The 26775-nt window shown below is 68.9% G+C and carries 26 protein-coding genes; 19 read left to right on the top strand and 7 right to left on the bottom strand.

The annotated features are described in order from the left end of the window. Positions 1-488: 488 nt before the first annotated feature. Both QH276_RS03430 and QH276_RS03425 read left to right on the top strand, forming a co-directional pair. Entirely contained in the window at positions 489-2531 is a 2043-nt protein-coding gene (locus QH276_RS03430; RefSeq protein WP_280397200.1) for an Hsp70 family protein, read from the top strand. A gap of 88 nt (positions 2532-2619) precedes the next feature. Further along, a complete protein-coding gene (locus QH276_RS03425; RefSeq protein WP_280397199.1) occupies positions 2620-3417 on the top strand; it encodes an HAD family hydrolase in 798 nt (265 codons plus the stop codon). A gap of 28 nt (positions 3418-3445) precedes the next feature. Here the strand turns inward: QH276_RS03425 and QH276_RS03420 are convergent, their stop codons facing one another. From QH276_RS03420 to QH276_RS35460, 6 genes are all read right to left on the bottom strand, one after another. Continuing rightward, complete coding sequence (locus QH276_RS03420; protein ID WP_280397198.1) at positions 3446-4192, bottom strand: sirohydrochlorin chelatase; 747 nt, start codon at positions 4190-4192, stop codon at positions 3446-3448. After that, the gene (locus tag QH276_RS03415) at positions 4192-5520 is read right to left on the bottom strand and encodes a sulfate adenylyltransferase subunit 1 (protein WP_280397197.1); all 1329 of its coding nucleotides are present in this window, start codon (positions 5518-5520) and stop codon (positions 4192-4194) included. Before QH276_RS03415 ends, QH276_RS03420 begins: the two co-directional genes overlap by 1 nt. A 1-nt stretch (position 5521) precedes the next feature. Further along, positions 5522-6469: a sulfate adenylyltransferase subunit CysD gene (gene cysD / locus QH276_RS03410; protein WP_280397196.1), complete on the bottom strand. Its 948-nt coding sequence runs from the start codon at positions 6467-6469 to the stop codon at positions 5522-5524. Next, entirely contained in the window at positions 6448-7212 is a 765-nt protein-coding gene (locus tag QH276_RS03405) for a phosphoadenylyl-sulfate reductase (protein WP_432278560.1), read from the bottom strand. Before QH276_RS03405 ends, cysD begins: the two co-directional genes overlap by 22 nt. Next, a complete protein-coding gene (locus tag QH276_RS03400; RefSeq protein WP_280397195.1) occupies positions 7209-8957 on the bottom strand; it encodes a nitrite/sulfite reductase in 1749 nt (582 codons plus the stop codon). The genes QH276_RS03405 and QH276_RS03400 overlap by 4 nt, the downstream gene beginning before the upstream one ends. 136 nt (positions 8958-9093) lie before the next feature. Next, the gene (locus QH276_RS35460) at positions 9094-9186 is read right to left on the bottom strand and encodes an Ms4527A family Cys-rich leader peptide (RefSeq protein WP_357054283.1); all 93 of its coding nucleotides are present in this window, start codon (positions 9184-9186) and stop codon (positions 9094-9096) included. Positions 9187-9374: 188 nt separating this feature from the next. Between QH276_RS35460 and QH276_RS03395 the strand changes: the two genes are divergently transcribed. Next, complete coding sequence (locus QH276_RS03395; protein WP_280397194.1) at positions 9375-9803, top strand: SgcJ/EcaC family oxidoreductase; 429 nt, start codon at positions 9375-9377, stop codon at positions 9801-9803. 24 nt (positions 9804-9827) lie between these two features. Then, entirely contained in the window at positions 9828-11033 is a 1206-nt protein-coding gene (gene hemW / locus QH276_RS03390) for a radical SAM family heme chaperone HemW (RefSeq protein ID WP_280397193.1), read from the top strand. A 12-nt stretch (positions 11034-11045) separates the two neighbouring features. On the opposite strand, the gene QH276_RS03385 is transcribed toward hemW, so the two are convergent. Beyond that, positions 11046-11234 (bottom strand): hypothetical protein, encoded by a 189-nt coding sequence (locus QH276_RS03385; RefSeq protein WP_280397192.1) that lies wholly within the window; start codon positions 11232-11234, stop codon positions 11046-11048. A gap of 193 nt (positions 11235-11427) precedes the next feature. On the opposite strand from QH276_RS03385, the gene hrcA reads away from it, so the two are divergent. The 15 genes from hrcA to recO all read left to right on the top strand — a co-directional run bounded on the left by hrcA (position 11428) and on the right by recO (position 26168). After that, complete coding sequence (hrcA, locus tag QH276_RS03380) at positions 11428-12459, top strand: heat-inducible transcriptional repressor HrcA (protein ID WP_280397191.1); 1032 nt, start codon at positions 11428-11430, stop codon at positions 12457-12459. A gap of 256 nt (positions 12460-12715) precedes the next feature. Further along, a complete protein-coding gene (gene dnaJ / locus QH276_RS03375) occupies positions 12716-13876 on the top strand; it encodes a molecular chaperone DnaJ (RefSeq protein WP_280397190.1) in 1161 nt (386 codons plus the stop codon). A 4-nt stretch (positions 13877-13880) separates the two neighbouring features. Beyond that, positions 13881-14624: a 16S rRNA (uracil(1498)-N(3))-methyltransferase gene (locus tag QH276_RS03370; protein WP_280397189.1), complete on the top strand. Its 744-nt coding sequence runs from the start codon at positions 13881-13883 to the stop codon at positions 14622-14624. Between the two features lie 191 nt (positions 14625-14815). Further along, positions 14816-15898, top strand: a complete 1083-nt coding sequence (locus QH276_RS03365) for a PhoH family protein (RefSeq protein WP_432278562.1) — start codon at positions 14816-14818, stop codon at positions 15896-15898. Between the two features lie 87 nt (positions 15899-15985). Next, the gene (gene ybeY, locus QH276_RS03360; protein ID WP_280397187.1) at positions 15986-16555 is read left to right on the top strand and encodes an rRNA maturation RNase YbeY; all 570 of its coding nucleotides are present in this window, start codon (positions 15986-15988) and stop codon (positions 16553-16555) included. Further along, positions 16552-17883 (top strand): hemolysin family protein, encoded by a 1332-nt coding sequence (locus QH276_RS03355; protein WP_280397186.1) that lies wholly within the window; start codon positions 16552-16554, stop codon positions 17881-17883. Before ybeY ends, QH276_RS03355 begins: the two co-directional genes overlap by 4 nt. Further along, entirely contained in the window at positions 17876-18226 is a 351-nt protein-coding gene (locus tag QH276_RS03350) for a cytidine deaminase (RefSeq protein ID WP_280397185.1), read from the top strand. The genes QH276_RS03355 and QH276_RS03350 overlap by 8 nt, the downstream gene beginning before the upstream one ends. Then, entirely contained in the window at positions 18219-19127 is a 909-nt protein-coding gene (gene era, locus QH276_RS03345; protein ID WP_280397184.1) for a GTPase Era, read from the top strand. Before QH276_RS03350 ends, era begins: the two co-directional genes overlap by 8 nt. A 597-nt stretch (positions 19128-19724) precedes the next feature. After that, a complete protein-coding gene (locus QH276_RS03340) occupies positions 19725-21287 on the top strand; it encodes a sensor histidine kinase (protein ID WP_280397183.1) in 1563 nt (520 codons plus the stop codon). 2 nt (positions 21288-21289) lie between these two features. Next, positions 21290-21703: a roadblock/LC7 domain-containing protein gene (locus QH276_RS03335; RefSeq protein WP_280397182.1), complete on the top strand. Its 414-nt coding sequence runs from the start codon at positions 21290-21292 to the stop codon at positions 21701-21703. Beyond that, positions 21700-22059: a DUF742 domain-containing protein gene (locus tag QH276_RS03330; protein ID WP_280397181.1), complete on the top strand. Its 360-nt coding sequence runs from the start codon at positions 21700-21702 to the stop codon at positions 22057-22059. The genes QH276_RS03335 and QH276_RS03330 overlap by 4 nt, the downstream gene beginning before the upstream one ends. Beyond that, positions 22040-22666 carry a GTP-binding protein gene (locus tag QH276_RS03325; RefSeq protein ID WP_432278559.1) on the top strand — a complete coding sequence of 209 codons (627 nt, stop codon included), beginning with the start codon at positions 22040-22042 and terminating at the stop codon, positions 22664-22666. Before QH276_RS03330 ends, QH276_RS03325 begins: the two co-directional genes overlap by 20 nt. Then, on the top strand, positions 22663-23946 hold the full coding sequence (locus QH276_RS03320) for a cytochrome P450 (protein WP_280397180.1): 1284 nt from the start codon (positions 22663-22665) through the stop codon (positions 23944-23946). The genes QH276_RS03325 and QH276_RS03320 overlap by 4 nt, the downstream gene beginning before the upstream one ends. Further along, positions 23943-25178, top strand: coding sequence for a cytochrome P450 family protein (locus tag QH276_RS03315; RefSeq protein ID WP_280397179.1), 1236 nt, complete (start codon positions 23943-23945; stop codon positions 25176-25178). Before QH276_RS03320 ends, QH276_RS03315 begins: the two co-directional genes overlap by 4 nt. Positions 25179-25430: 252 nt before the next feature. Further along, positions 25431-26168, top strand: coding sequence for a DNA repair protein RecO (gene recO / locus QH276_RS03310; protein WP_280397178.1), 738 nt, complete (start codon positions 25431-25433; stop codon positions 26166-26168). The last annotated feature ends 607 nt before the right edge of the window (positions 26169-26775 follow it).

Genomic DNA, 26775 nt, shown 5'->3' with positions numbered 1-26775 from the left:
CCCCGCAGCCACGCGCGCCCGGGGCGGTGACCCCACCCGTAAAACCGGCCCGCCGCTTTTTCCCCCTTATCTGAGCAAACCCTGCGCCTTCCCCCCGTCCGGTACCGCCCGGGGCGGGCGGACTTCGTTTGCGCGGACCCGAATTCCACCGCGACAGCTATTGATCGGTTACCGGTGGGTAGGTGGGGACGTCCGGGTGTCCGGGTGTCAGCAGGGCTTACGCGCGGACAACCTACCGGACAACCTCGTGTCCGCGTCCGTATTCCTTGAAGCTGCAGTTCAGACGCCGTTTTCGCAGAAATGGACAATTGAACCGCCGGTTTGTTTTCCGGCGCGTGAACGGGGAGTTGTTCTGTAACTTCGGCTTTCATCGCCATTTATTCGATTTCTTCCGCCCGTTACAGCTAACCTGTGGTCGCTGTTTGGAAAACGACCGCGCCCATGGCTCTTTCACCGGACGTGGTCTCGGTGCGTTGACGGGATGGCAAATGACTTCTGGGCTGGGTATCAGCATCGGCACGGTGAACGTTGTCTCGGCGCGGGTGGGTGATCGCGAACCCCGGCCGGTGGTGCGGACACGGCGAACCGCCGTCGGATTCGACAGCCGGGGCACGGCCCGGCTCGGCGGAATCACCCGATTCTCCACGGCGGTCAACGAATTCGCCGACCTCGGCCGCAACCCGGAATCGGTCTACGTCGACGGCCGGATCTGGTCGCCGGCCACCATCTTCGCCTCCGTGGTGCAGGGACTGGTCGCCGCCGAACCCGCGACCGGGGTGGTCGCCACCCATCCCGCCGGATACAGCCCGAAACAACTCGACCTGCTCCGGCAGAGCCTCGACCTCGCCGGTGTCGGTCACGTCCAGCTGGTTCCGGAACCGGTCGCCGCCGCACACTGGCTCGATACCGAACAGGGCCCACTCGACACCGGGTTCGTGCTGGTCTACGACCTCGGCGGGAACAGTCTCGATGTCGCGGTGGTCCGCACCGGGGCGGACTGGCCGGATCACCCCGTGGTCGGAAAACCGGTGCGCTCCTATGATTTCGGCGGGCGGCCGCTGGGCGCCATGATCGCCCGCTGCGCCGGGGACCGGGCGATCGGCCCGGCCGAACCGGAAACCGGCACCGTATCGCTGATGTCGTTCGTCGACCCGGAAGGGCTGCGCCGGGAACATATCCGGGATTCGCTCGAGGTGGTGCGCGCGGCCGTGCGGTCGGCCGGGGTGGCGCTTTCCGATATCGGCCGGATCCTGGTGGTCGGCGGGGCGGCCAGGCCCCCGCAGGTCGCTGAAACACTGGCCGAACTGGGGCTGCCGGTGACGATCGCCGCCGATTCCGGCCAATGTGTCGCGCTCGGCGCCGCCGCCATGGCCGCGGACAGTGTCGCGCTGGTGGGCTCCTCCCGCGCGAAACACGCGCCGATCTTCTCCGGCGCCGCCGTCTTCTCCGCGGTCGCCATGTCGGCGGCCACCATCCTCGGCAACGGCGCCGCCGACACCGGTCCCGAGGAGGACCGGATGCCGATCCAGATCCCAGGCGCGGTGCTGTACGAAATTCACGGCGAGGCACAGGTGGAACGATCCGGCGCCGGCTGGAGCGTGTCCTACGCCCCGCTCGGCACCCCGGCGCGGATCATGCCGGCGGGAGTATCGCGACCGTACGGTCCGCCCATGCCCGGGACCGCGCCGGCGCCCGCGCAGTTCACGCCGGAGCGCGGTGACCGGACCGATTCACACACCTCGCCCCGCGACCGGCACGCGAACGAAGAATCCCGCTACAGCAATCCCGCCCGTTTCCAGAACCCCATCCCCTTTCCGCGCCCCGAACTGCCCGCCCCGCCGGATCCGGATCCCGCGGAGCCGGAGACCCCCGGCGGCGAACTCCCCGGTGGAGTGGACCCGGACGATACGCCCGTCGTCGATCCGCCGGGCGGAGGGCCGGAGGAGACGCCGGTGGAGCCGGGCGGCCAGAATCCCGTTGGTACGCCGGATCTTCCGGATATCGGCAACCCCGGTACGCCGGAAGCGCCGGGTGGCAGCTGGTCCGGCGGCGACGACGGGTCCGGCAACGGATCGCCGGTACCCGGCGATACCCCCGCCCCGGGGGACGAGGGCGCCGGCGATCCGGGAATCTCGGGCCCGGCCGGTTCGGGCGGCTTCGGTGCGGGTAGCCCGGGAACTTCGGAACCGGCGGATTCGGGCGGCTTCGGTGCGGGTAGCCCGGGAGCCTCGGGACCGGCCGGTGCGGGCGGTGTCGGCACCGGCGGCTTCGGCGCCGGCGATTCGGGTGGTTTCAGCGGAACGGGTGGCTTCACCTCCGGAGGTTCCGATTCGTCCAGTGATTCGGACAGCGACTCCGGCGGATTCGGTGGTTTCGGCGGTCGTTCGGACTCCGGCGACTCCGATTCGCCGAGCGGTGCGAAATCCCGGGGTTCCGATTCCGGCGGCTCCAGTTCCTCCGGCAACGACGGCGGATCCTCCCGCGGTAAGAGCTCGCGAGGAAAGTCCTCGGGTGGCGGTTCGGACGACTGAGGTCCGCATCCCGGCACGGAGTGGAATCGTTGTCTGCCGGAATCGGAAATGCGGTGCCGCGGGATCCGGTTCGCGGGAGAATCGTCGGGTGGACATCGACGGGGGCTCACCGCGGCTGATTGCGCTGGATGTGGACGGGACGTTGCTGAAAACGGGGGCGCCGGTGACGGATCGGGTGGTGGCTGCCGTCCGGTCGGCGGTCGCGGCGGGGTCGCAAGTTGTGGTGAGTACCGGGCGGACCGTGATGACCACCCGGCCCGTACTGGACCAGCTGGGTTTGGTGCGCGGGCACGCCGTCTGCTCCAACGGGGCCGTGCAGATCGATATCGAAGCGGCCGAGCCGGTCGGTGTGCACAGTTTCGACCCGCTGCCGGCGGTGACCGCGCTGCGGGAATTGTTCCCGGACATGATCTTCACCGCGGAACAGGTCGGGAAGGGTTTCTGGGCGACCGGGATGAGCCCCGGCGAGTACTATCCCGGCGGGGAATACGTGGTGGTGGACTACGAGACACTGTGCAGCGTGCCCACGCCCAGGTTGAACTGCTGGTGGCCGGAAGGTTCGGTCACCGAGATGCGGCGATTGCTGGAAACGCTGGCCGTTCCGGATATCAGCTGGGTCTACGGGGAATTCGGGCCGTGGCTCACCATCTCACGGGAAGGCGTCTCCAAGGGCTGGGCGCTGGAACGGCTGCGCCGGACACTGGATATCCCGCGCGAAGCCACCCTCGCCATCGGCGACGGGTTCAACGACCGCGAAATGTTCGCCTGGGCCGGGCGTTCGGTCGCCATGGCGAATGCCCCCACCGAACTGCACGCGGTCGTCGACGAGGTGACCGCCGATGTCACCGCCGACGGGGTCGCCGCCGTGCTGGAACGCTGGTTCTGAGACCGTGGCGGCGAATCCCGTGGGCCGATCAGGCCGAGAGTGGCAGGGCTCGGCCGGCCGCGGCGTCGTAGCGATCCCAGACGATCTCGGCGAGCGCGGGGTCGGGGCCCAGAACCGCGGCGTGCGGGAGGCTGGGGCCTTGGTCGTGTAGCCGGTCGGTGAGCAGCCCGGGGGCCAGGAACCAGGGGGCCACCAACAGGTTTTCGGCGCCGCGAGCGCGAAGCCGCGCAACCGCGTGTGTCAGCGCGGGCGTGGCGGTGGCGAAACACACTTCGGTGGGAAGCCCGGTGAGTGCGCTGTACCGGCGGGCCAGGCGCGTGGTGTTCCGGTTTGCGGCCGCCGAGGACGACCCGACCGCGGCGAGAGCGACACCCACCCGGTCGCGCGCGGCCACCCAGCCGTGGTTCGCGCAGGCCGCGCGAACCCGGTGATGCAGCACGGAGATCAAGCGCGGGTCGGCGCCGAAGACATCGGCCTGGGTGACCTGGAGCCGCGGGTGCCGGGCCGCGGCCTCCGCCAGCAACCCCGGCAGGTCGACCCGGGCATGGAACGCACTGCCCAGCAGCAGCGGAACCACTACGGCGCGGGTTTCGCCGGAGGCGGCAACCGTATCCAGGATCTGCCCGACCGAAGGCGCGTTCAGGTCCAGGAACGCCAGGCGCGCGGGCACTTCCGGGCGGGCGGCCCGGACCTGCTCCATGAGCGCGGCGACGGTGGCGGCGGACCGGGGATCCCGGCTGCCGTGCGCCACCGCGACCAGCGTGGGTGCCGGCATCAGGCCTCGGTTCCGACCTCTACCGCGCTGAGCACATCCCCGACCAGACCCGCCGCGAGCGTGTTCCCGCCCGCCGGGTCGATCAGCAGGAAGCTGCCGGTGTGCCGGTTGGTGCGGTAGTCGTCGGCCGCGATCGGTTCCGCGACGCGCACCGAGATACGCCCGATATCGTTGAGCGACAACGACTCCGGGTCCGGATCGGCGGCCAGGCGCTGTTCGTCGAAGCGTTCGGTCAGGGTGCCCACGATCGCCTGCGTGGTGCGGGTGCCGTGCTTGAGCAGCAGCCGGGCGCCGGGGCGCAGCGGTTTGTCGCCGAGCCAGCACACGGTGGCGTCGAATTCGCCGACCGGTTCCGGGGCATCGCCGGGGGAGGCGATGGTGTCGCCGCGGGAGATATCGACCTCGTCGGTCAGGATCAGCGTCACACTGCGTCCCGCCTGGGCGACCGCGAGTTCGCCGTCGGGGGTGTCGATGCGTTCGACGGTGGTGCGGATACCGGAGGGCAGCACCACCACCTCGTCACCGGGTGCCACCGAACCCGCCGCGATCTGCCCGGCGTACCCGCGATAGTCCGGATATTCCGGGGTACGCGGCCGGATCACGTACTGCACCGGGAACCGCAGTCCCACGGCGTGGGCGCCGGAATTATCGGCGTCCACCGGCACGGATTCGAGATGTTCGATCAGCGAGGGGCCGCTGTAGTACGGGGTCTTGTCCGCCCGCGAGGCGATATTGTCGCCGTGCAGTGCGGAGACCGGGATCTCCAGCACATCCTCGTCCGACCAGCCGAGCGTGCGGGTGAGGTGGGAGAACTCGGCCGAGATCTCGGCGAAAACCTTGGCGGCCGCGGCCTGCTGGGCCTGCTCGTCGGGTTCGTCACCGCCGATGAGGTCGATCTTGTTCACGGCCAGCACCAGTTTCGGCACCCCCAGCAGCGCCAGCACCGCGGCGTGGCGGCGGGTCTGCTCGATCACGCCTTTACGGGCATCCACCAGCAGGATCACCAACTGCGCGGTGGACGCGCCGGAAACGGTGTTGCGGGTGTACTGCACGTGCCCGGGCGTGTCGGCCAGCACGAACGAGCGTTTCGGCGTCGCGAAGTACCGATAGGCGACGTCGATGGTGATGCCCTGCTCGCGTTCGGCCCGCAGACCGTCCACCAGCAACGACAGGTCGGGGGTGGACAGGCCCTTGTCCACCGAAGCCCGGGTCACCGCATCGATCTGGTCGGCGAGCACGGATTTGGTGTCGTAGAGCAGACGTCCGACCAGGGTGGACTTGCCGTCGTCGACAGAACCGGCGGTGGCCAGCCTCAATAGGTCGGACATATCAGAAATAACCCTCTCGTTTACGGTCTTCCATGGCGGCCTCGGAGACCCGGTCGTCGCCACGAGTCGCGCCGCGTTCGGTCAGCCGGGAGGCGGCGACCTCGGCCAGGATGGCCTCGTTGTCGGCGGCGTCGGACAGGATGGCGCCGGTGGTGGAACCGTCGCCGACGGTGCGGTAGCGCACCGAACGGGTCTCCAGGACCTCGCCGTCGCGCGGGCCACCCCAGCTACCGGGGGTCATCCACATACCGTCGCGCTGGTACACCGGCCGCTGATGGGCGTAGTAGATGGTGGCCAGTTCGACGTTCTCGCGGGCGATATAGCGCCAGATATCGAGTTCGGTCCAGTTGGACAGCGGGAACACCCGGACATGCTCGCCCGGCGCGTGCCGGCCGTTGTACAGATTCCACAGTTCGGGCCGCTGCCGCTTCGGATCCCACTGGCCGAACGCGTTGCGCAGCGAGAAGATCCGTTCCTTGGCACGGGAGCGTTCCTCGTCGCGGCGGCCGCCGCCGAAGACCGCGTCGAACCGGTTCTCGCTGATCGCGTCCAGCAGTGGCACGGTCTGCAGCGGGTTGCGGATACCGTCCGGCCGCTCGGTGAGGCGGCCGTCGGCGAGATAGTCCTCGACGCTGGCCACATGCAGGCGCAGCCCGTACTTCTCGACCACATGATCGCGGAATTCCAGCACCTCGGGCAGGTTGTGCCCGGTGTCCACGTGCAGCAACGCGAACGGCAGCGGCGCAGGCCAAAACGCCTTCAGCGCCAGATGCAGCAGAACCGTGGAATCCTTACCGCCGGAGAACAGGATGACCGGCCGTTCGAACTCGCCCGCGACCTCGCGGAAGATATGGATGGCCTCCGATTCCAGCGCGGCCAGGGTGTCGAAATCCGAGAGGCCCACAGAGCGTTCGGTGATGACGTCGGTCATGATGCGTGCAACCCACATTCGGTCTTGGCGAGCCCGGCCCAGCGGCCGCTTCGCGGATCGGAACCCGGCTCCGGCTTCCGTGTGCACGGAGCGCAGCCGATGGACGGATACCCCTCCTCCACCAGAGGGTTGACGAGGATCGAATGCTTTTCGATGTAGGCCTGCATCTCGTCGTCGGACCACGGCGCGATCGGGTTGATCTTCACCAGCCCGAAACCCTCGTCGAAGGAGATCAGCGGCGCGTTCGCCCGGGTGGGCGCCTCCACCCGGCGGATGCCGGTGACCCAGGCGTTGTAGGGGGCCAGCGCTCCCCGCAGCGGCACCACTTTGCGCAGCCGGCAGCACTCACCGGCGTCCCGGGCGAACAGGTCCTTACCCAGCAGCGCGTCCTGCTGGTCGACGGTGTGCTCCGGGCGCACGTTCACCACGTTCACCCCGTACACCGCTTCCACGGCGTCGCGGGTGCCGATGGTTTCGGCGAAGTGGTAGCCGGTGTCGAGGAACAGCACGTCCACACCCGGCCGCACCTGCGCGGCGAGCTGGACCAGCACCCCGTCCTGCATATTCGACGCGACGATATAGCCGCTGCCGAAGTTCTCGTCGGTCCAGGCCAGCAGTTCCTCGGCCGAGGCATCCGGACCCAGTTCGGCGGCCCCACGTTCGGCCAGCGCCCGGAGTTCGTCGGCGCTGAGCTTGGCGGGCAGCTGTTTCTGCTCGGTTGTCACGTCGGTTTCTCCCGTCACCACACTTGCGGGTTTCATCGCAGATCGGCTTCCTCGGCGCGAACGGCCCACTGCGCGAACCGTTCCCCGTCCTGGCGGAGTTTGACGAAGTTGCGCACCACACGCTCGATGTAATCGCCCAGCTCGGTGCTGGTCACCTTGTGCTGGCGGAGCTTGCGGCCGAACGCGCTGTCGAGGCCGAGGCTGCCACCCAGATGAACCTGGTAGCCCTCGACCTGATTCCCGTCACCGTCGTCCACCAGCTGGCCCTTGAACCCGATATCGGCGATCTGGGACCGGCCGCAGGAGTTCGGGCAGCCGTTGATGTTGATGGTGATCGGTACATCGAGTTCGGCGTTGATATCGGCCAGCCGCTGTTCCAGCTCCGGCGCCAGCACCTGCGAGCGCTTACGAGTCTCGACGAACGACAGTTTGCAGAACTCGATTCCGCTGCAGGCCAGCAGGTTGCGCCGCCACACCGACGGCCGCGCCTGCAGGCCCAGCGGCTCCAGTTCCGCGATCAGCTGCTCGACCTTGTCGTCGGCGATATCCAGCACGACGATCTTCTGGTAGGGGGTGAAGCGGACCCGGTCGGAACCGGCGCGCTCCACCGCCTCCGAGACCTCGGTGAGGATCGTGCCGGACACCCGGCCGGCGATGGGGGAGAAGCCCACGGCGTTGAGCCCGTTGCGCAGCTTCTGCACACCGACGTGGTCGATCGGCCGGCTCGGCTTCTCCGGCGCGGGACCGTCGATCAGCTTCCGCTTCAGGTATTCGTCCTCGAGCACCTGCCGGAACTTCTCGATACCCCAGTCCTTGATCAGGAACTTCAGCCGCGCCTTGGTACGCAGCCGCCGGTAGCCGTAATCGCGGAACAGGCTGACGACGCCCTCCCACACCTCGGGCACCTCGTCCAGCGGCACCCACGCGCCGACCCGCTGCGCCAGCATCGGGTTGGTGGACAGGCCGCCGCCGACCCACAGGTCCAGGCCGGGCCCGTGCTCGGGATGGTTCACACCGATGAACGCGACATCGTTGATCTCGTGCACCACGTCCTGCTGACCGGAGATCGCCGTCTTGAACTTACGCGGCAGGTTGGAGTACTCCGGCTTGCCGATATAGCGGCGCACGATCTCCTCGATCGCGGGCGTGGGGTCGATGATCTCGTCCAGGGATTCGCCGGCCAGCGGGGAACCGAGCACCACGCGAGGGCAGTCGCCGCACGCTTCCGTGGTCTGCAGGCCCACCGATTCGATGCGCCGCCAGATCTCCGGCACGTTCTCGATCTCGATCCAGTGGTACTGGACGTTCTCCCGGTCGGAGATATCGGCGGTATCGCGGGCGAACTCGGTGGAGATCCCGCCGAGGGTGCGCAACTGCGCGACGTTGAGCGCGCCGCCGTCGCAGCGGATCCGCATCATGAAGTACTTGGCTTCGAGCAGATCGATGTTCTCGTCGCCGGTCCAGGTGCCGTCGTAACCCTGCTCACGCTGGGTGTAGAGACCCCACCAGCGGAAACGGCCGCGCAGATCGCCCTTGTCGATACTGTCGAAGCCGTTCTTGGAATAGATGTTCTCGATCCGGGTGCGGACGTTGAGCGGGTTGTCGTCCTTCTTGGACTGCTCGTTGGGGTTGAGCGGTTCGCGGTAACCGAGCGCCCACTGGCCCTCGGCGCGGCGGCGCACCGGCTTACCGGTGCGGGCGCGCGTAGGGCGTGCGGGGGCCTCGCCCTTCGCCGGGGTCTCGGCCTTCGCGGGGGTGGTGGCGTCGGTGCTCGACGTCATGAATTCGCTCCTGCTGGGTATGGCTTACGTCCGTGCTGAGGGCGCGAGGGGCTGATCTCGCGCCCGCGGTGTCAGCGGGCCGAAATCCTCGAAACGGAAATATCGCCGGGAAAACCGGGGATCGGGCGCAGCTGAGCTACCGGGCGGAACCGGGCAGACAACAGGCGCTGCAGACGCGCTTGTAGTCGACGTGGCGACGGGCCACAAGTCGAACTCCGGATGCGCGCATGCGACCCATTGTGCCACGCCGCGCCGCGCATTCCGACCGCCCTACCAGTATTTCCCGTGCACTCCCGGGAAATCGCCTGGTTCTGCGGGGTCATATGTGACGGCCGTCATATTTGCGTAGAGTGCTGACAGGCCGACCGGGGGAACGGTCTTGACCTCGAGTGAGCTCGAGGTTGCATACTCGGCGCCATGAGTACCGAGACGACCCGGCAGCCCTACGCGCCGGCGGATACCGAAGCCGCGCTCGCGGCGATCCATGCGGTGGTCGACACTGTCGCGCAGGCCCAGGCGAACGAGGACGTCGACCGATTCGCGGCACTGTTCCGCGCGGATGCGCTGTGGACCACCGGCCACGGAAAACGGCTGTACGGACAGCCGGCGATCGCGGAGTTCACCGCACGAGTGCTGCCGGGTTCCACGGCGCACGGCCGGGCGACCTACGAGATCGAACATATTCTCTTCCTCCGGCCCGACGTCGCGGCGGTCAAGGTGCGGCAGCGCTACTACACCACTGCCGGCGACCTGGAAAGCGAAGGAACGCCGCTGTACGTGATGACCCGGGAGAACGGGCACTGGATGCTCGCCGCGAACCAGAACACCCCCGTTATCGCAGGCTGAGCCGCGGCCCGGCACACTGGAACGATGACTTCGCCCGCCACCGCGACCCCGCACGGCGACACCACCCCGGTGCTGCGCGATTTCGGTGGCGGGCCGTTCGGCATCTACGTGCATGTGCCCTTCTGCGCGACCCGCTGCGGATACTGCGATTTCAACACCTACACCGCCGGTGAACTGGGCACTTCCGCCTCTCCGGAATCCTGGTCGGTAGCGCTGCGCCGGGAGCTGGCGACGGCGGCCGAACGGTTCGCCGCGCTCCCGAGCCCGACGCCGCAGGTCGAGACGGTATTCGTCGGCGGCGGGACCCCCTCTCTGCTCGGCGCGGCCGGGCTGGCCGGCGTACTCGACGCGATCCGGGCCGAGTTCGGCCTGGCACCGGATGCGGAGATCACCACCGAATCGAATCCGGAATCGACCTCGCCGGAATTCTTCGAACAGCTCCGTGCGGCCGGGTTCACCCGCATCTCGCTCGGTATGCAGTCCGCCGCCGCCCACGTCCTCGCGGTGCTGGACCGCACCCATACGCCCGGCCGGGCCGTCGCCGCCGCCCGGGAGGCCCGCGCCGCGGGATTCGACCACGTCAACCTCGACCTGATCTACGGCACCCCTGGGGAACGGGACAGCGACCTCGACGCCAGCCTGGACGCGGTACTGGCCGCGGGTGTGGATCACGTCTCGGCGTACTCGCTCATCGTCGAAGACGGCACCGCGCTGGCCCGCCGGGTCCGCCGCGGCGAACTCCCGGCCCCCGACGACGACGTTCTGGCCGCCCGCTACGAACGAATCGACGCCCGCCTCACCGCCGCGGGGTTCACCTGGTACGAGGTATCGAACTGGGCGTCCGGCGATACCGCCCGCTGCCGCCACAACCTCGGTTACTGGGACGGCGGCGACTGGCTGGGCGCCGGCCCCGGCGCCCACAGCCACATCGGCGGTGTGCGCTGGTGGAACATCAAACATCCGGCCCGCTACGCCGACCGCACCACCTCCGGCGATCTCCCCGCCGCGGGCTGGGAAGCCCCCACAGCCGAAGACCGCTACCTGGAGCGGGTCATGCTCGCCCTCCGCCTGCGCACCGGTCTGCCCCTGTCCGATCTGGACGCCGCCGGCCGGACCGCCGCGGAACAGGTCGCCGCGGACGGTCTGATCTCGATCCGCGACGACCGCCTCGTCCTGACCGACCGCGGCCGCCTACTGGCCGATGGCGTCGTCCTCCAACTGCTCGGCTGACCGCGTCCGTATTCAGGCGGGCGCCGGGGCTTCTTCGGAACCGTTGAGTTCGTTGACCCGGACACTGTTGTCGGCGGCGGTCTCGGTCACCGACAGCTGAGCCAGCCGGTCTTGCAGAACCTGGAATCGCTGCGTCTTACGTTGCATCTGCTCGGCCCACTGGGCCAGGCCGGCGGCGGTTGCCGACGGGTCGTCGAACACCGAATTCCCCCTGGGCGCTGGTTTCTGCTGTCGTCCCGGGGACGTTAGCGCGGTCCTTCGGGCGTCTGCGCCCTGGAAGGCGGGGCTTACGGAATTAGACTGGGTGGCGAACCGGGCGTCCGGGCCGGGTTCGGAGGAAGCCGGTGCGCCGGCCGGTAGTGGCGGCGTACAGCACAGCGAGGAGGTGGGGTCGATGTCGAGCACCGAGGATCGGCGGTTCGAGGTCCTGCGGGCGATCGTCGCGGACTACGTCGCCACCAAGGAGCCCATCGGCTCGAAAACTCTGGTGGAACGGCACAACCTCGGTGTTTCCAGTGCGACCGTACGCAACGATATGGCGGTACTGGAAGCCGAGGGATATATCGCCCAGCCGCACACCAGCTCCGGGCGGATTCCCACCGACAAGGGCTACCGCCAGTTCGTCGACCGGATCGCCGAGGTGAAACCGCTCTCGCCGGCCGAGCGCAAGGCGATCATGCAATTCCTGGAATCGGGGGTCGACCTCGACGATGTGCTGCGTCGCGGGGTCCGGCTGCTTGCTCAGCTCACCCGCCAGGTCGCGGTGGTTCAATACCCCACCGTTTCCGCGTCGACGGTGCGGCACCTGGAGGTGGTGGCGCTCAACCCGGCGCGGTTGCTGCTGGTGGTGATCACCGATACCGGGCGGGTCGACCAGCGGATCGTCGATCTGGGGACCGTGGTCGACGACGAGGACCTCGCCGCGCTGCGCGGCATGCTGGGCGCCGCGATGGACGGCAAACGGCTCGCTTCCGCTTCCGCCGCGGTCGCCGAACTGCCCGAACAGGCGCCGCCGAAGCTGCGCGATGTGCTGATCAAAGTGTCGACGGTGCTGGTGGAGACCCTGGTCGAGCACCCCGAGGAGCGGTTGGTGCTGGGCGGTACCGCCAACCTCACCCGCAATGCCGCGGATTTCGGTCTGCACGGTTCGCTGCGCACCGTGCTGGAAGCCCTCGAGGAACAGGTGGTGGTCCTCAAGCTGCTGGCCGCGGCCCAGCAGCCCGGGACGGTCACCGTGCGGATCGGCGAGGAAACCCAGGTCGAGGAGATGCGCGGGACCTCGGTCGTCTCCACGGGCTACGGAGCCGCGGGCGCGGTCCTCGGGGGGATGGGCGTCCTCGGCCCGACCCGGATGGATTACCCGGGCACCATCGCCTCCGTCGCGGCCGTGGCCCGCTACATCGGCGAGGTTCTCGCCGAGCGGTGATTCCGGCGCACCGCGTGCGACCGTCTGCGCGGGGGACGGTGTGCGCGGGGGCATGGAGGTTCGGTCGCCGGTGGTCCGGTCGGGAATACGGGTCCTGAGCCGGGCGCTGTTAGGCTCGGGGCTTCGGCCGGTTTAAAGTTGAGTCGACCCGGCTAACATTGCGGGCGGCCGGGCGGCTACACCACAAACAGGAGTCACGCGGTCGGCCGGGTGCGGCCGGAGCCGTGGACAGCGACCAAGGACTAAGAGAACTCAAGTGGCACGGGATTACTACGGACTGCTCGGTGTCGGCAGGGATGCCTCCGACCAGGAGCTCAAACGCGCGTACCGCAAACTGGCTCGCGAACTGCATCCCGACGTGAACCCGGACGAGGCCGCGCAGGCCCGGTTCAAAGAGGTCTCCGCGGCGTACGAGGTGCTGTCGGACCCCGAGAAACGCCGCATCGTCGATATGGGCGGCGATCCGCTGGAGACCGGCGGAGCCGGCGCCGGCGGGTTCAGCGGAGCCGGGTTCGGCGGTCTCGGTGATGTGTTCGAGGCCTTCTTCGGCGGGATGAGCGGCGGCGCCGGTGGTGGCGCGCGCAAGGCCCGCGGCCGGGTGCAGCCGGGCGCCGATTCGCTGGTGCGTACCCGGCTCAGCCTGGCCGAATGCGCGGTCGGGGTGACCAAACACCTCACCGTCGACACCGCGATCCTCTGCGACCTCTGCAAGGGCGCGGGCACCAACGGCAACTCCAAACCGGTGCGCTGCGAGACCTGCGGCGGCGCCGGTGAGGTGCAGTCGGTGCAGCGCTCGTTCCTCGGCCAGGTACTCACCTCCCGCCCGTGCCCCACCTGCCGCGGGGCCGGCGAGACCATCCCCGATCCCTGCCACAAATGCGGCGGCGACGGGCGGGTCCGGGCCCGGCGCGAGATCGCGGCGCCGATCCCGGCGGGTGTGGCCAACGGGATGCGGGTGCGGCTGGCGGCGCAGGGCGAGGTCGGCCCGGGCGGCGGTCATGCCGGTGACCTGTACGTCGAGATCGTGGAACAGCCGCACGATGTATTCGTCCGCGACGGCGACGATCTGCACTGCACCGTGCGGGTTCCCATGGTGGACGCCGCGCTCGGCACCACCGTGGTGATCGACACCATCATGGACGGCCCCACCGAACTCACCATCGCGCCCGGTACCCAGCCCGGGGAGATCTCGGTGCTGCGCGGCCACGGTATGCCGCGACTGCGCTCCAGCGCGCGGGGCGATCTGATGGCGCATCTGGATATCGTCGTGCCCACCAAACTGGACAGTAAGCAGACCGAGTTGCTGCGCAAATACAAAGGCCTGCGGAGCCGGGACAAGGCCGAGGTGATGTCGGCGCAGTCCGAGCACAACAGCGGCCTGTTCGCGCGGTTGCGGGCCTCGTTCAGCGGACGCTGACCCGATGGCCGCGCCCACCGTCTTCTATCTCGACGAGATCCCGGAGCCGGGCGGTATCGCCGTGCTCGACGGCCCGGAGGGCCGGCACGCGGCGACGGTGCGCCGGATCCGGGTGGGCGAGGCGATCAGTCTTTCCGACGGCCGCGGCCTGCTCGCCGAAACCGAAGTGGTTGCCGCGCAGAAGAATCAGCTCGAACTGCTGGTCCGCGACCGCGGTCGCGCCGCGCCGGCCGCACCCGCGGTGACGGTGGTGCAGGCCGTGCCGAAATCCGAGCGTTCGGAGCTGGCGGTCGAGCTGATGACCGAGGCCGGGGCCGATGTGATCGTGCCGTGGCAGGCCGCCCGCTGTGTCTCCAATTGGGCGGCGAAAGCCGACAAGGGTGTGGCGAAATGGCGGGCCGCGGCCCGCGCCGCGGCCCGGCAGTCGCGCCGCGCCTATATCCCCGAGGTGACCGCGCTGCACCGCACCCCCGAGGTGGTCGATGCCGTACGGGCGGCGAAGGCGCAGGGTGCGGTGGTCGCCGCCCTGCACGAATCGGGTACCGGGCCGTTCACCGGGCTGCCGTGGGATTCGGCGGCGGCCATCACGTTGATCGTGGGCCCGGAGGGCGGCCTGGACGACGCGGAACTCACCGCGCTGGCCGAGGCCGGCGCGGACGTGGTGCGGCTCGGACCCACGGTGCTGCGCACGTCCACCGCGGCCGCGGTGGCGCTGGGCGCGCTCGGTGCGCTCACCGCCCGCTGGTGACGATCCGGTGAACGCACGGTTCGGCCCGGTCACCGGGTGGGGGCGGCCGTAATTCCGGTGGGACCTGTCGGGGCCGGGAGTTAGACTCGGAGGCAGCGATACCGTTCGCGAGCAGAGTAAACAGTGCGCCTCACCGCGCCTGTCGAGACCGGAAAGCAGGCCATAGCCACTACGTGCGATCACAAGGCGATATCGGCGATCAGAATCCCTCCGCGGCCGACGGCGGCGCCTCCGGGCCCGCGGCGCGTACTGTCCGTTCCAGTATCGAACTCGCGCCCGAATCGGTATTCCCCTTTCTCGGCTCGGCCGACGAGAACCTCCGTGAACTCGAAGACCTGCTGTCCGCCGATATCCATGTCCGCGGCAATATGGTCACCCTCACCGGCCGCGCCGCCGAGGTGGCGCTCGCCGAACGGGTGGTCGAGCAGTTGGTCGCGCTGACCGGCCGCAACCGGGTCATCACTCCCGAGGCGGTCCGGCATACGGTGTCGATGCTCACCGAGGGCAGCGCCGAATCCCCGGCCGAGGTGCTGAGCCTGGATATTCTGTCCCGCCGCGGAAAGACGATCCGCCCCAAGACCCTGAACCAGAAACGATATGTCGACGCGATCGACGAGAACACGATCGTTTTCGGTATCGGCCCGGCCGGTACCGGAAAGACATATCTGGCGATGGCGAAGGCCGTGCAGGCGCTGCAGACCAAACAGGTCAACCGCATCATCCTCACCCGCCCCGCGGTGGAAGCGGGCGAACGGCTCGGCTTCCTGCCCGGCACCCTGAACGAGAAGATCGACCCCTATCTGCGTCCCCTCTACGACGCCCTGCACGACATGATGGACCCGGAAGCCATCCCGAAATTGATGGCCGCCGGGGTTATCGAAGTGGCGCCCCTGGCGTATATGCGGGGCCGTACCCTGAACGATTCGTTCATTATCTTGGACGAGGCGCAGAATACGACCGCGGAACAGATGAAGATGTTTCTGACGCGGCTCGGATTCGGTTCGAAAATTGTGGTGACCGGGGATGTGACGCAGGTGGACCTGCCGCATGGGGCGCGGTCGGGGTTGCGGGCGGCCAGCGAGATCCTCACCCGGATCGAGGATATTCATTTCGCGGAGCTCACCAGCAGCGATGTGGTGCGGCACCGGCTGGTATCGGACATCGTGGACGCCTACGAGAAGTTCGAGGCCGAAACACGGCCGCCGGTCGGTCCGCCGCATATGTCCGGGAACCGGGCGCAGCGGCGGGCGGCCGGCCGGGCCGCCCGCGGGTAGCGAGGCCCGTCCTGTTCGCCGGCCGTCGGCGTACCCGCCGCGGGCGTCGGATGGGCTGCGCCGGGTCCGACCCTTTAGGCTGATCAGGTGAGTATCGAGATCGCCAACGAGTCGGGTATGGACGTGCCCGAGGAAGACCTGGTCGGGGTCGCCCGGTTCGTGATCGGCCGGATGGATGTGCACCCGGCCGCCGAACTGTCGATGGTGCTGGTGGATCTCGACACGATGGCCGACCTGCATATGCGCTGGATGGATCTGCCCGGGCCCACCGACGTGATGTCATTCCCGATGGACGAACTCGAACCCGGCGGCCGGCCCGACAGTCCGGAACCCGGCCCGTCCATGCTCGGCGATATCGTGCTGTGCCCCGAGTTCGCGCTGGACCAGGCGGCCAAGGCCGGGCATTCGCTGGATCACGAACTCGCCCTGCTCACCGTGCACGGGGTGTTGCATCTGCTCGGCTACGACCACGCCGAACCGGCCGAGGAAAAGGAGATGTTCGCCCTGCAGGGCCGGTTGCTCGAACAGTGGTACGAGGAGTTGCACGAGGCGCAGCGGCGGGCCGAACTGGCCGAACGGGATGCGCGGCTGTTGGGGAAGACCGGGTTCGTGGCGCCGGAAGAGGGCCGATCGTGGCCGGGTGACGCACCCGCGTGAACGAGATAACCCTGTTACTGCTCGCTGTGTTGCTCGCTGCGGTGGGCGGGGTCTTCGCCGCCGTGGATTCGGCGCTGAACACCCTGTCACCGGCGCGGCTCGACGATATGGCGCGCGGCGAGCGTCCCGGGGCCGTGCGGTTGAGCCGGATAGTGGACGACCGGCCGCGCTACGTCAACCTGATGGTGCTGTTGCGCATCCTGTGCGAGATCACCGCGACCGTACTGCTGGCTGCCGCGCTGAGCCGGTTCTTCGACAGTGCGTGGGCGCTGCTGCTGACCGCCGTGATCATGGTGCTGGTCTCCTATGTGGTGATCGGGGTCGGCCCGCGCACCCTGGGCCGCCAGCACGCGTATTCGATCGCGCTGGCCGCGGGGCTGCCGCTGCAGTTCATCGGCGCCCTGCTGGGTCCGGTGAGCCGGCTGCTGATCCTGCTCGGTAACGCGATCACGCCCGGTAAAGGATTCCGGAACGGGCCGTTCGCCTCGGAGATCGAACTGCGCGAAGTGGTCGATATGGCCCGCGAACGCGGGGTGGTGGCCGACGACGAGCGCCGGATGATCCAGTCGGTGTTCGAACTCGGTGATACCGCGGCCCGCGCGGTGATGGTGCCGCGCACCGAGATGGTGTGGATCGAAGCCGATAAATCGGTGGCGCAGGCGATGTCGCTGGCGGTGCGCAGCGGGCATTCCCGGATCCCGGTGATCGGGGAGAACGTCGACGACATTCTCGGTGTCGTATATCTGAAGGATCTGGTGCCCTACGCCGATCGCGGGCGCAGTGTGCGGGTGCGCGAGGTGATGCGCGACGCGGTGTTCATGCCCGACTCCAAACCGCTCGACGATCTGCTCGACGAGATGCAACGCCGGCGCAACCATATGGCGCTGCTGGTGGACGAATACGGCGGTATCGCCGGGCTGGTGACCATCGAGGATGTGCTGGAAGAGATCGTCGGTGAGATCGCCGACGAATACGACACCGACGAAACACCGCCGATCGAGGAAGTCGAACCCGGCCGCTACCGGGTCTCGGCGCGGCTGCCGATCGCCGACCTGGGCGAACTGTACGGGTTGCCGATCGACGAGGAGGAAGTGGATACCGTCGGCGGGTTGCTCGCGCACGAACTGGGCCGGGTGCCGCTACCCGGCGCGGAAGTGGTCGCGCACGGGCTCGAATTGCGCGGTGAAGGCGGAGCGGATGCCCGCGGCCGGGTCCGGGTACACACCGTGGTGGTGACCAGGGCGCCGGAGGAGACGACAGAAACCGAGGCGGCGACGGAACGGGATCGCCCGGCCGCCCGCAACGACGAGGGAGCAGGCCATGAGTGAACTGGACGCCGAGGACAACAAGCTGCTGGTGCTGGCGCGGGGGGCGCTCGGGCGGACCGGCGGTACCGCGGGGGCGGCGATCCGTGATACCGACGGCCGCACCTACGCCGCCGGCGAGGTGGGTCTGCAGGCGTTGCGGCTGACGGCGCTGCAGTCGGCGGTCGCCGCCGCGATCTCCAGCGGCGCGGAGGGTTTCGAGGCGGCGGTGGTGGTCGGCGGTAAGTTCGCCGACGCGGGCGTTTCGGCGGTGCGTGAGGTATCCGCGGGGGCGCGGATCATCTTCGCCGATACCTCCGGCGCGGTGTTCGATATCGCCGAGGGGTACGAGGCCACCGATGCCTGAATCGCGGGAGTTCCGCTCCGGCTTCGTCTGTTTCGTCGGCCGGCCGAACACGGGGAAGTCGACTCTGACGAACGCCCTGGTGGGAGCGAAGATCGCGATCACCAGTTCGCGCCCGCAGACCACCCGCCACACCATCCGCGGGATCGTGCACCGTGAGCACGCCCAGCTGATCCTGGTCGATACGCCCGGTCTGCATCGGCCCCGGACGTTGCTCGGCCAGCGGCTCAACGATCTGGTGCGCGATACCTATTCCGAGGTCGATGTGATCGCGCTGTGTATTCCGGCGGACGAGAAGATCGGGCCGGGGGACCGGTGGATCGTGCAGCAGGTGCGGCAGATGGCGCCGAAAACGACCCTGCTCGGGGTGGTTACCAAGATCGACAAGGTTGGCCGGGAACAGATCGCGAAACAGCTGCTGGCCGTATCCGAGCTGCTCGGACCGGAGTGCGAGGTGATCCCGGTTTCCGCCGTCAAGGGTGAACAGGTGGAGGTGCTGGTCGACCTGATCGCCTCGCAGATGCCGCCCGGCCCGGCGTTCTATCCCGACGGCGAACTCACCGACGAGCCCGAGGAAACCCTGATGGCCGAGCTCATCCGGGAAGCCGCGCTGGAGGGGGTCCGCGACGAACTGCCGCATTCGCTGGCGGTGGTGATCGAAGAGGTGCTGCCGCGCGAGGAACGCGAGGACATGCTCGATGTGCACGCGCTGCTGTACGTGGAGCGGCCGAGCCAGAAGGCGATCATCATCGGCAAGGGGGGTGCCCGCCTGAAAGAGGTCGGCACCAACGCGCGCAAACAGATCGAGCACATCCTCGGCACCCGCATCTACCTGCACCTACACGTCAAGATCGCCAAGGATTGGCAGCGCGACCCCAAACAACTCGGCAAACTGGGCTTCTGAGTTCGACGGGCGAAATGCCCACGCCAACCCACCCATCCCGCCCCGCGGCGCCGCGAACCGATTCGCGGGCCGGCCCCACGTAACGGTCACCGCCGTCCGCCCCTGCGTGTCCAGCTGCGGCGCCGGGTTTTGCGAGACCCTGCGGGTGTACGTAGGCCCCGCAACCGGACGAGCCCGGCGGCGGTCCCGTTTCCGGCGAGGCCCCGGAGGCTCACGTACTCCCGAACACGAATGCCACCGCGGTGCGCCGCATTCTGCGCGGCACACGGAGGTCCGAGGAACCCCGAAACCCCGGCCGCAACCACGGCGGTGCCGAGTCTTACGAGGCCCTTGGAGGGGACCAAGGGGGCCAAACCCCCGCGCCGACGAAGTCGGCGCCAAAAAACACCCAGTGTTAGCTGAGGGTTGGCTTACTCGGGTGGCGCTGGTTGGACTAGGCCGATATGCTTCGGGCCCAGTACCCGAATGCAGCGGTATGAAACCATTTTTCATCCGACGATTCGGTAACGGGCACGATGGGGTGCCGGTATGCGGGCTCGGCGTTGAGTCGGCAGGACTTTGCGCGAGCGGGGGTGTACCCGACTTATGTATGAATCGGTGGCAGCGGGCCCGGCCGGCCGGCGGCAATGGGTCGCCCCGGCGCTGGCGCTGGCGATTTCGGTGACGGTGGGCGTCGCCCTGGTGGGCGGCGCCATGCTCTCGGTGGCTCCGGCCGAGCGGATACTCACGGCCATCTGGGTTTCGGTCGCGGTGGTCGCCGCTTGCACCGCGGTCACCACGGCGGTGTACGTGCGCGGTCTGTTCGTGGCCGAGCAGCGGCGGGGCGCGGCGGCAGCGGAGCTGCTGGCGCAGGCGCGGGCGCGCGCGGCCGCCGCGGAACAGGCGGTCACCGTGGAGAAGGAGGCCGCCGCGGCCAGCGAGCGGCGCCGGTCGGCGGCTATCGCGGCCTTGGCCAACGCCTCCGGCCGGATGCAGGCCATGACCACCAGTATGCTGGCCGATCTGCAGGACCTGGAGCATCGCTACGCCGATCAGGCCGTACTCACCGATCTGCTGAAATTGGATCACGCCACCGCCCAGGCCGGCCGCCTCGCCGACAGTATCGCCATTCTCAGCGGTGCGCGCACCGGCCGCCGCTGGGCCAAACCCATTGTGATGGAACGGGTTCTACGCGCCGCTATCGGGCGGGTCGGCGGTTACCAGCGGGTGCGGCTGCGGGCGATCGCCGAGATCGCGATCGCCGGGCACGCCGCCGAGGGTGTTATCCACGCCTTGTCCGAGCTGGTCGACAATGCCTGCCGGTTCTCCCCGCCCACCACCGAGGTGCATATCTACGCGGCCGAGATCCCGGCGGGTGTGGTGGTGACCATCGAGGACAGTGGGCTGGTGATGAGCGAATCCTCGTTGCGGCGCGCCCAGGCCACGGTATCCGGTGCGGAAGGTGACGAGGGGCTGTCCTCGATGAACGGCACCCGGTTCGGGCTGGCCGTCGTCGGCCGGCTCGCCCGCAAACACGGGCTCACGGTGAGTTATCGTCCGTCGGCGATCGGCGGTACCGCGGCGGTGGTGATGATTCCCCGCGAACTGACCGCTCGGATCGAACCACCCGCCACCCCGGCACTGCCCGCCGGACCGTCCGCCACACCGGCCGGACTGCTGCCGGCCGCGGGAACCGCCACCGATACCGGCCCGTTCGCCGCTCTCACCGATACCGGCTCGCGGTACCTGACCGCACCCGCCGCCGAACCGGATACCGCCGCGGCGTACCGATCCGGGAATCACGACCGGCCCCAGTATGTTTCGGGCCGGCACCAGATTCCGCAATACACGTCGGGCCAGTTCTCGGTGGCTCCGGCCGAGAACGCGGCGACCACCACCACCGTGCTGCCGAAGCGGCGCCGCGGCAGCACCCTGGCCGCCGCGCATCCCGAGGGCCTGCCCGCCACGCCCGAGCCCGGCGCCTACGACGGTTCCGCCCGGGAGGACACCACCGCGAAACACCGATCGACGGCTGCGGCGATGGGGGCGTTCCAGCGCGCGGTCACCGGCCGGGCCGACGAGGACCCCCAGCCTTTCGGCGGGCCGATCCGGCCGCCCGGCAACGACGCCGAGTGGTCGTCCCGTCACTCCATGACCACCGACCGGGAGAACGATCGATGACGATGACATCGGATCCAGCGCAACTGGATTGGCTGCTGCAGCGGCTGCTGAGCGAAACCGCCGGTGCCCGGCACGCGGTACTGCTGGCAGCGGACGGAATCCAGATGTGCCATACCGCCGGCCTGACCATGGATCAGGCCGACCGGCTCGCTGCCATCGCCTCCGGCGTCCAGGCTCTGGCGGGCAGTGCGTCCGCGGAATTCGGTAACGGCCGCGGCGGGGTGCGTCAGTCGATGACCGAGTTCCACGGCGGGATCCTGTTCATCGTCGGCGCCGGCGCGGGCGCCCAGATCGCGGTGCTGGCCGATGACGACGCCGATGCCGGACTGGTCGGAGCGCAGATGGCGGCGCTGATCGAGCAGGTCGGGGAGTATCTGTCCGCGCCGCCGCGGGGGAGCAGAGCGAGACTGCTGTGACCCGCCCCGGCCGCGACGACGAACCCGACCGCTTCTACACCCTCACCGGCGGCCGCGCCGCCCCCACCACCGAAGAATTCGACCCGGTCACCCTGGTGGTCAGTGAATGCGCGCCCGCACCGGCGATGCAGCGCGAACACGTGGCCATCCTGACCATGTGCCGGCAGCCGACCGCGGTGGTGGAGATCGCCGCCGAACTGCGGCTGCCGATCGGCATCGCGACGGTCCTGGTCGCGGATCTGCTGCACACCGGCAAGGTCACCGTACGCCACCCCGAGCTCGCCACCGGGCGCTACGGCGACACGTTCGATATCGACATGCTCGAGAAGGTGCTAGTTGGACTCCGTAGCCTATGACGACCGCCCCACTCGTGCCCGGGCGCCGCTGTCGAGTTCGGTGCGGCACGGCCTGAAAATCGTTGTCGTCGGGGGATTCGGGGTCGGTAAGACGACGATGGTCCGCGCGGTGAGCGAGATCCAGCCCTTGGACACCGAGGCGGTGATGACCAACGCCGGTGTCGGGGTGGACGATCTGGCCGGTATCACCGAAAAGTCGACCACCACGGTTGCTTTCGATTTCGGGCGGATCACCCTGTCCGACGAATACGTGCTGTACGTGTTCGGGGCACCGGGGCAGGAGCGGTTCTGGTTCCTGTGGGACCGGCTGTTCACCGGGGCGCTCGGCGCGGTGGTGCTGGTGGACCCACGCCGGATCAGCGATTCGTGGTACGCCATCGACCGGCTCGAATACCAGGGCACCCCGTTCGTGGTGGCGTGCAATTCCTTCGAGCCGGTCCCGCCGCCGCTGGACGAGGTCCGCGACGCCCTCGACCTGGACCCGCAGGTGCCGCTGTTCACGTGCGATGCCCGGTCCCGGGAGTCGGGCAAACAGGTGCTGATCGGTCTCGTCGAACATCTCATCGAGCGGCAGGACCCGTCCGCCGGAGCGGAGGAGCGGCCATGACCCCGCTCGAGTACAACACCGGTACGCCCACGGCGGGTTGCCCGGTGGCGTCGCCGGGCGCGGTCCGGCTCGACGGCCCCGGCTTCCACACCGATCCCGCCCTGCTCTACACCCGGATGCGGTCCGAGCACGGCCCGGTGGTGGAGGTCGAACTCATCGGCGGCATTCCGGCGTGGCTGGTGATCGGCTATCGGGAACTGCACCAGGTGACCACCGACGGCCTGTTGTTCCCGCGGGATTCGAGCCTGTGGAACCAGTGGCCGGCGATCCCGCCGGACTGGCCGCTGCTGCCGATGGTGGGCCGCCCGCAACCGGGTATCTACTTCACCGCAGGCGCCGCGCACGCCCGGCATGTGGCGCTGGTGGAACCCGCGCTGGAATCGGTGGACCCGTTCGCGCTGCGCAGTGCCTGCGAACAACTCGCCGACGGCCTCATCGACCGGTTCTGCGGGCGCGGTCACGCCGATGTGATCACCGAATTCGCCGAACTCCTGCCCGTGCTGACGCTGGCGTGGATCATGGGCGTGCCCGAATCCGACGGACCGTATCTGGCGCAGACCATGCAGGTGCTGTGCGACGGCGGGCCCGAGGCCCCGGCCGCCTACCAGCGGTTCGTGGAGTACATGCAGCAGCTGCTGGCGCAGAAGAAACAGCAGCCCGGCCAGGATCTGGTGTCGCGGATGCTGGCCGATCCCGCGCCGTTCGCCGATGAGGAATATGTGCTGAACATGCAGTCGGTGATGGCGGCCGGGCATCTGCCGACCGCCGACTGGATCGGCAATTCGATCCGGCTCATGCTGGTCGACGACCGGTTCGCGGCCGCGTTCGGCGCCGCCCGGCACAGTATCGGGCAGGCCATGACCGAAGTGCTCTGGGAAGATACGCCGACCCAGATCCTGGCCGGCCGCTGGGTCGCGCGCGATACCCGCCTCGGCGAGGCGCTGGTCCGCCGCGGCGATATGGTGCTGCTGGGTCTGGCCGCTGCCAATGCCGACCCGCATATCCGCCAGTACACCGGCACCGACGCCGATCCGGCGCATTCCGGGAACGCCGCGCATTTCGCGTTCGGTCACGGCGAATACCGCTGCCCCTATCCGGCCCAGCAGATCGCCGAGATCATCGCGCGCACCGGGATCGAGGTGCTGCTCGACCGGTTGCCCGATCTGGACCCGGCGGTTCCGGCCGAAGCCCTGGTCCGCCGGCCTTCGCCTTTCCTGCGCGGGTTCACCACGCTCCCAGTTCGTTTCACTCCTGTTCCCGCCGTTGGAGGTGGCTCGTGAGCCAGCAATGCCCGCATACCGCGACCCTGACCATCGATCCGATGGTCGCCGATCTCGCGGGTGAGACCCGCACCCTGTGCGAGGGACCGGCTCTGGCGAAGATCGAGTTGCTGGGCGCTCCGGCATGGACGGTCACCCGGCACAATCTGGCCCGGCAGCTGCTCACCGACACCCGCCTGGTCAAGGACCACACGCAGTGGAATCTGTGGCAGTCCGGCGTGGTGACCCGGGAATGGCCGCTGATCGGCATGATCGACGCCGGCCGGTCCATGTTCACCGTCGACGGCGCCGAACATCGCCGGTTGCGGATCAAGACCACCCGCGCGCTCGCGCCGCGCCGCCTGGGTGCGTTGCGGCCCAAGATCGAACAGTTCACCGCCGAACTCCTCGACGATCTGGCGAAGGCCGGTGCCGACGGCGAGGTGGTGGACCTGAAGCAGATCTTCGCCTATCCGCTGCCGATGCGCGTGGTCAGCGAACTGATGGGGGTGCCGCGCACCGACCACGCCTATTTGCTCGAGGCGTACAAGAAGTTCTTCTCACTGCTCACCCCGCACGACGAGCGGATGCGGATCTTCACCGAACTCGACGGCTACTACACCGGGCTCATCCGGGAGAAGACCGCGAACCCGGCCGACGATCTCACCTCCGATTTCATCCACGATGTGGCCGAAGGCGAAACCCCGCTCACCGAGGAGGAGGTGCACGGCAACCTCAAGGCGCTGGTCGCCGCCGGACACGAAACCACGGTCAGCCTGATCATCATGACCACCCGCGCGCTGCTCGGGCATCCGGAACAGCTCGCCGCGATCCGGGCCGGTGACCGCACCTGGGCGGAGGCGATCGAGGAGGCCCTGCGGTGGGACGGCCCCGTCATCCACCTGCTGATGCGTTTCGCCACCGAGGACATCACCTTCGATGACGTCACCATCGAAAAAGGCGACGGCGTGGTCATGTCCTATCGCGCCATCGGCCGTGACCGCGCCGTACACGGCGCCGACGCCGACACCTTCGATATCACCCGCCCGACCGCGAACCGCAATATCTCCTTCGGGCACGGCCCGCATATCTGCCCCGGCGCCGCCCTGGCCCGTCTGGAAGCCGCCATCGCCCTGCCCGCCCTGTTCGACCGCTTCCCGAACCTGCGTGCCGCCATCCCTCTCACCGAACACGGCAACCTCCCCGTCCTCACCCAGAACGATCCAGCGGCCTTCCCGGTCCGGCTCGGCTGAGGGACACCGACAAACCCGAGCCCGAGCGTGTGCTGTGACCAGCGAAGAGGCGCTGGCCCGGCTCGGTGGCCGCGCCGATCTGTACCGCCCGGATCTGTGGCCCCACGCCGGCAACCGGCAGATCGCCGTCGACGAACACCAGCCGGATCCTCGCCGGCGGTCCGTTCCGGTGACGCCGCGGGCGCGCGGACGGCGGCGTGTGCGCACGTGGCCGGTCTCCTGGTACGCACCCGCCGCCAATAGACTGAGCCCGTGCAGTTGTACCGGGACCATGCCGTCGTGCTGCGCCAGCACAAGCTGGGCGAAGCCGATCGCATTGTCACGCTGCTGACCAGGCAGTACGGGGTGGTGCGGGCTGTCGCGAAGGGGGTGCGGCGGACGAAGTCGAAGTTCGGTGCGCGGCTGGAGCCGTTCGCCTACGTCGATATCCAGCTGTACCCGGGCCGCAACCTGGACACGGTGACCCAGGTGCACACCGTGGAGGCTTTCGCGACCGCCATCGTCGCCGATTACGGTCGCTACACCACCGCCTGCGCCGTGCTGGAAACCGCCGAACGCCTGGCCGGTGAGGAACGCGCTCCTGTGCCCCGGCTACATACGCTCACCGCGGGCGCCCTGCGCGCCATCGCCGCCGGGGAACGCCCGCACGAACTCGTCCTCGACGCCTTCCTGCTGCGCGCCATGGACTACGCCGGCTGGGCCCCCGCCGTCGACGAATGCGCCCGCTGCGCCACCCCCGGCCCGCACCGCGCGTTCCATATCGGCGCCGGCGGCGCGGTCTGCGTGCACTGCCGCCCACCCGGTGCCGCCACCCCGCCCCCCGCGGTCTTCGACCAGCTACTGGCCCTGCGCCACGGCCGCTGGGACCGGGTCGCGCAGATCCCTGACTCGGCCCGCCGCCAGGCCGGCGGCCTCATCGCGGCCCACCTGCAATGGCACCTCGAACGCGAACTCCGCACCCTCCCCCTGATCGAACGAAGTATCCGCTAGCCCTCCCACCGGTATCCGGACCTGCCGCCCAGCCGCGCCGCTGCCTCCAACCGAGCACAGAGGTTCGGTCGACCACAGCCCCCGAACACGCCCCGGCGGCCCTACCGCTCACAGCGCCACAACCCCGACCCCGAACCGCATGGCGGTGCCGGGTCCTACGAGGCCCTGAGGTTCATACAACCCCGGCACCGGACGCGACCACGGCGGCGCCGAGTCCTACGAGGCTCCGAGAGGTTCGCACAACCCGAACCCCCAACGCGACGACGGCGGTGCAGAGTCTCATGAGGCCGTGAGGCTCACATAAGACCCGGAACCGCGGGCGACGACGGCGGCGCCGAGTCCTACGAGGCTCTGCGAGTTCACCTTTCCTCGGAGTCGAACGCAACCACGGCGGTGCCGAGTCTTACGAGGCCCATGGAGGGTTTGGCCCCGACGCCGGGGGGGGGGCGTCCCGGGGCGCGCTGGGGGTGCCGGCCTGCGGCGGCAATCCACCGAGTTGCTGCGGCCGCGGCCGTTCGGCGAACCCGGTCCGGTGAACGCGCATTCCAAGGGCTGCGGGACGGTGATGCGGTCGGCGCCGTTCGGCCTCACGGCTTCGGGCCCGGCC

The organism is Nocardia carnea (assembly GCF_029869215.1).
Taxonomy (GTDB): Bacteria; Actinomycetota; Actinomycetes; order Mycobacteriales; family Mycobacteriaceae; genus Nocardia; species Nocardia carnea_B.
The sequence above is the reverse complement of the archived record's forward strand: the minus strand, read 5'-3'. Positions and strand labels throughout refer to the sequence as shown.

Excerpts from the sequence above, each read along its gene's own strand:
- QH276_RS03430 (WP_280397200.1), top strand. The coding sequence starts at position 489 with ATGACTTCTGGGCTGGGTATCAGCATCGGCACGGTGAACGTTGTCTCG.
- QH276_RS03420 (WP_280397198.1), bottom strand. The coding sequence starts at position 4,192 with ATGCCGGCACCCACGCTGGTCGCGGTGGCGCACGGCAGCCGGGATCCC.
- QH276_RS03415 (WP_280397197.1), bottom strand. The coding sequence starts at position 5,520 with ATGTCCGACCTATTGAGGCTGGCCACCGCCGGTTCTGTCGACGACGGC.
- cysD (WP_280397196.1), bottom strand. The coding sequence starts at position 6,469 with ATGTGGGTTGCACGCATCATGACCGACGTCATCACCGAACGCTCTGTG.
- QH276_RS03405 (WP_432278560.1), bottom strand. The coding sequence starts at position 7,212 with ATGAAACCCGCAAGTGTGGTGACGGGAGAAACCGACGTGACAACCGAG.
- QH276_RS03400 (WP_280397195.1), bottom strand. The coding sequence starts at position 8,957 with ATGACGTCGAGCACCGACGCCACCACCCCCGCGAAGGCCGAGACCCCG.
- QH276_RS35460 (WP_357054283.1), bottom strand. The coding sequence starts at position 9,186 with ATGCGCGCATCCGGAGTTCGACTTGTGGCCCGTCGCCACGTCGACTAC.
- QH276_RS03395 (WP_280397194.1), top strand. The coding sequence starts at position 9,375 with ATGAGTACCGAGACGACCCGGCAGCCCTACGCGCCGGCGGATACCGAA.
- hemW (WP_280397193.1), top strand. The coding sequence starts at position 9,828 with ATGACTTCGCCCGCCACCGCGACCCCGCACGGCGACACCACCCCGGTG.
- hrcA (WP_280397191.1), top strand. The coding sequence starts at position 11,428 with ATGTCGAGCACCGAGGATCGGCGGTTCGAGGTCCTGCGGGCGATCGTC.
- QH276_RS03370 (WP_280397189.1), top strand. The coding sequence starts at position 13,881 with ATGGCCGCGCCCACCGTCTTCTATCTCGACGAGATCCCGGAGCCGGGC.
- QH276_RS03350 (WP_280397185.1), top strand. The coding sequence starts at position 17,876 with ATGAGTGAACTGGACGCCGAGGACAACAAGCTGCTGGTGCTGGCGCGG.
- era (WP_280397184.1), top strand. The coding sequence starts at position 18,219 with ATGCCTGAATCGCGGGAGTTCCGCTCCGGCTTCGTCTGTTTCGTCGGC.
- QH276_RS03335 (WP_280397182.1), top strand. The coding sequence starts at position 21,290 with ATGACATCGGATCCAGCGCAACTGGATTGGCTGCTGCAGCGGCTGCTG.
- QH276_RS03320 (WP_280397180.1), top strand. The coding sequence starts at position 22,663 with ATGACCCCGCTCGAGTACAACACCGGTACGCCCACGGCGGGTTGCCCG.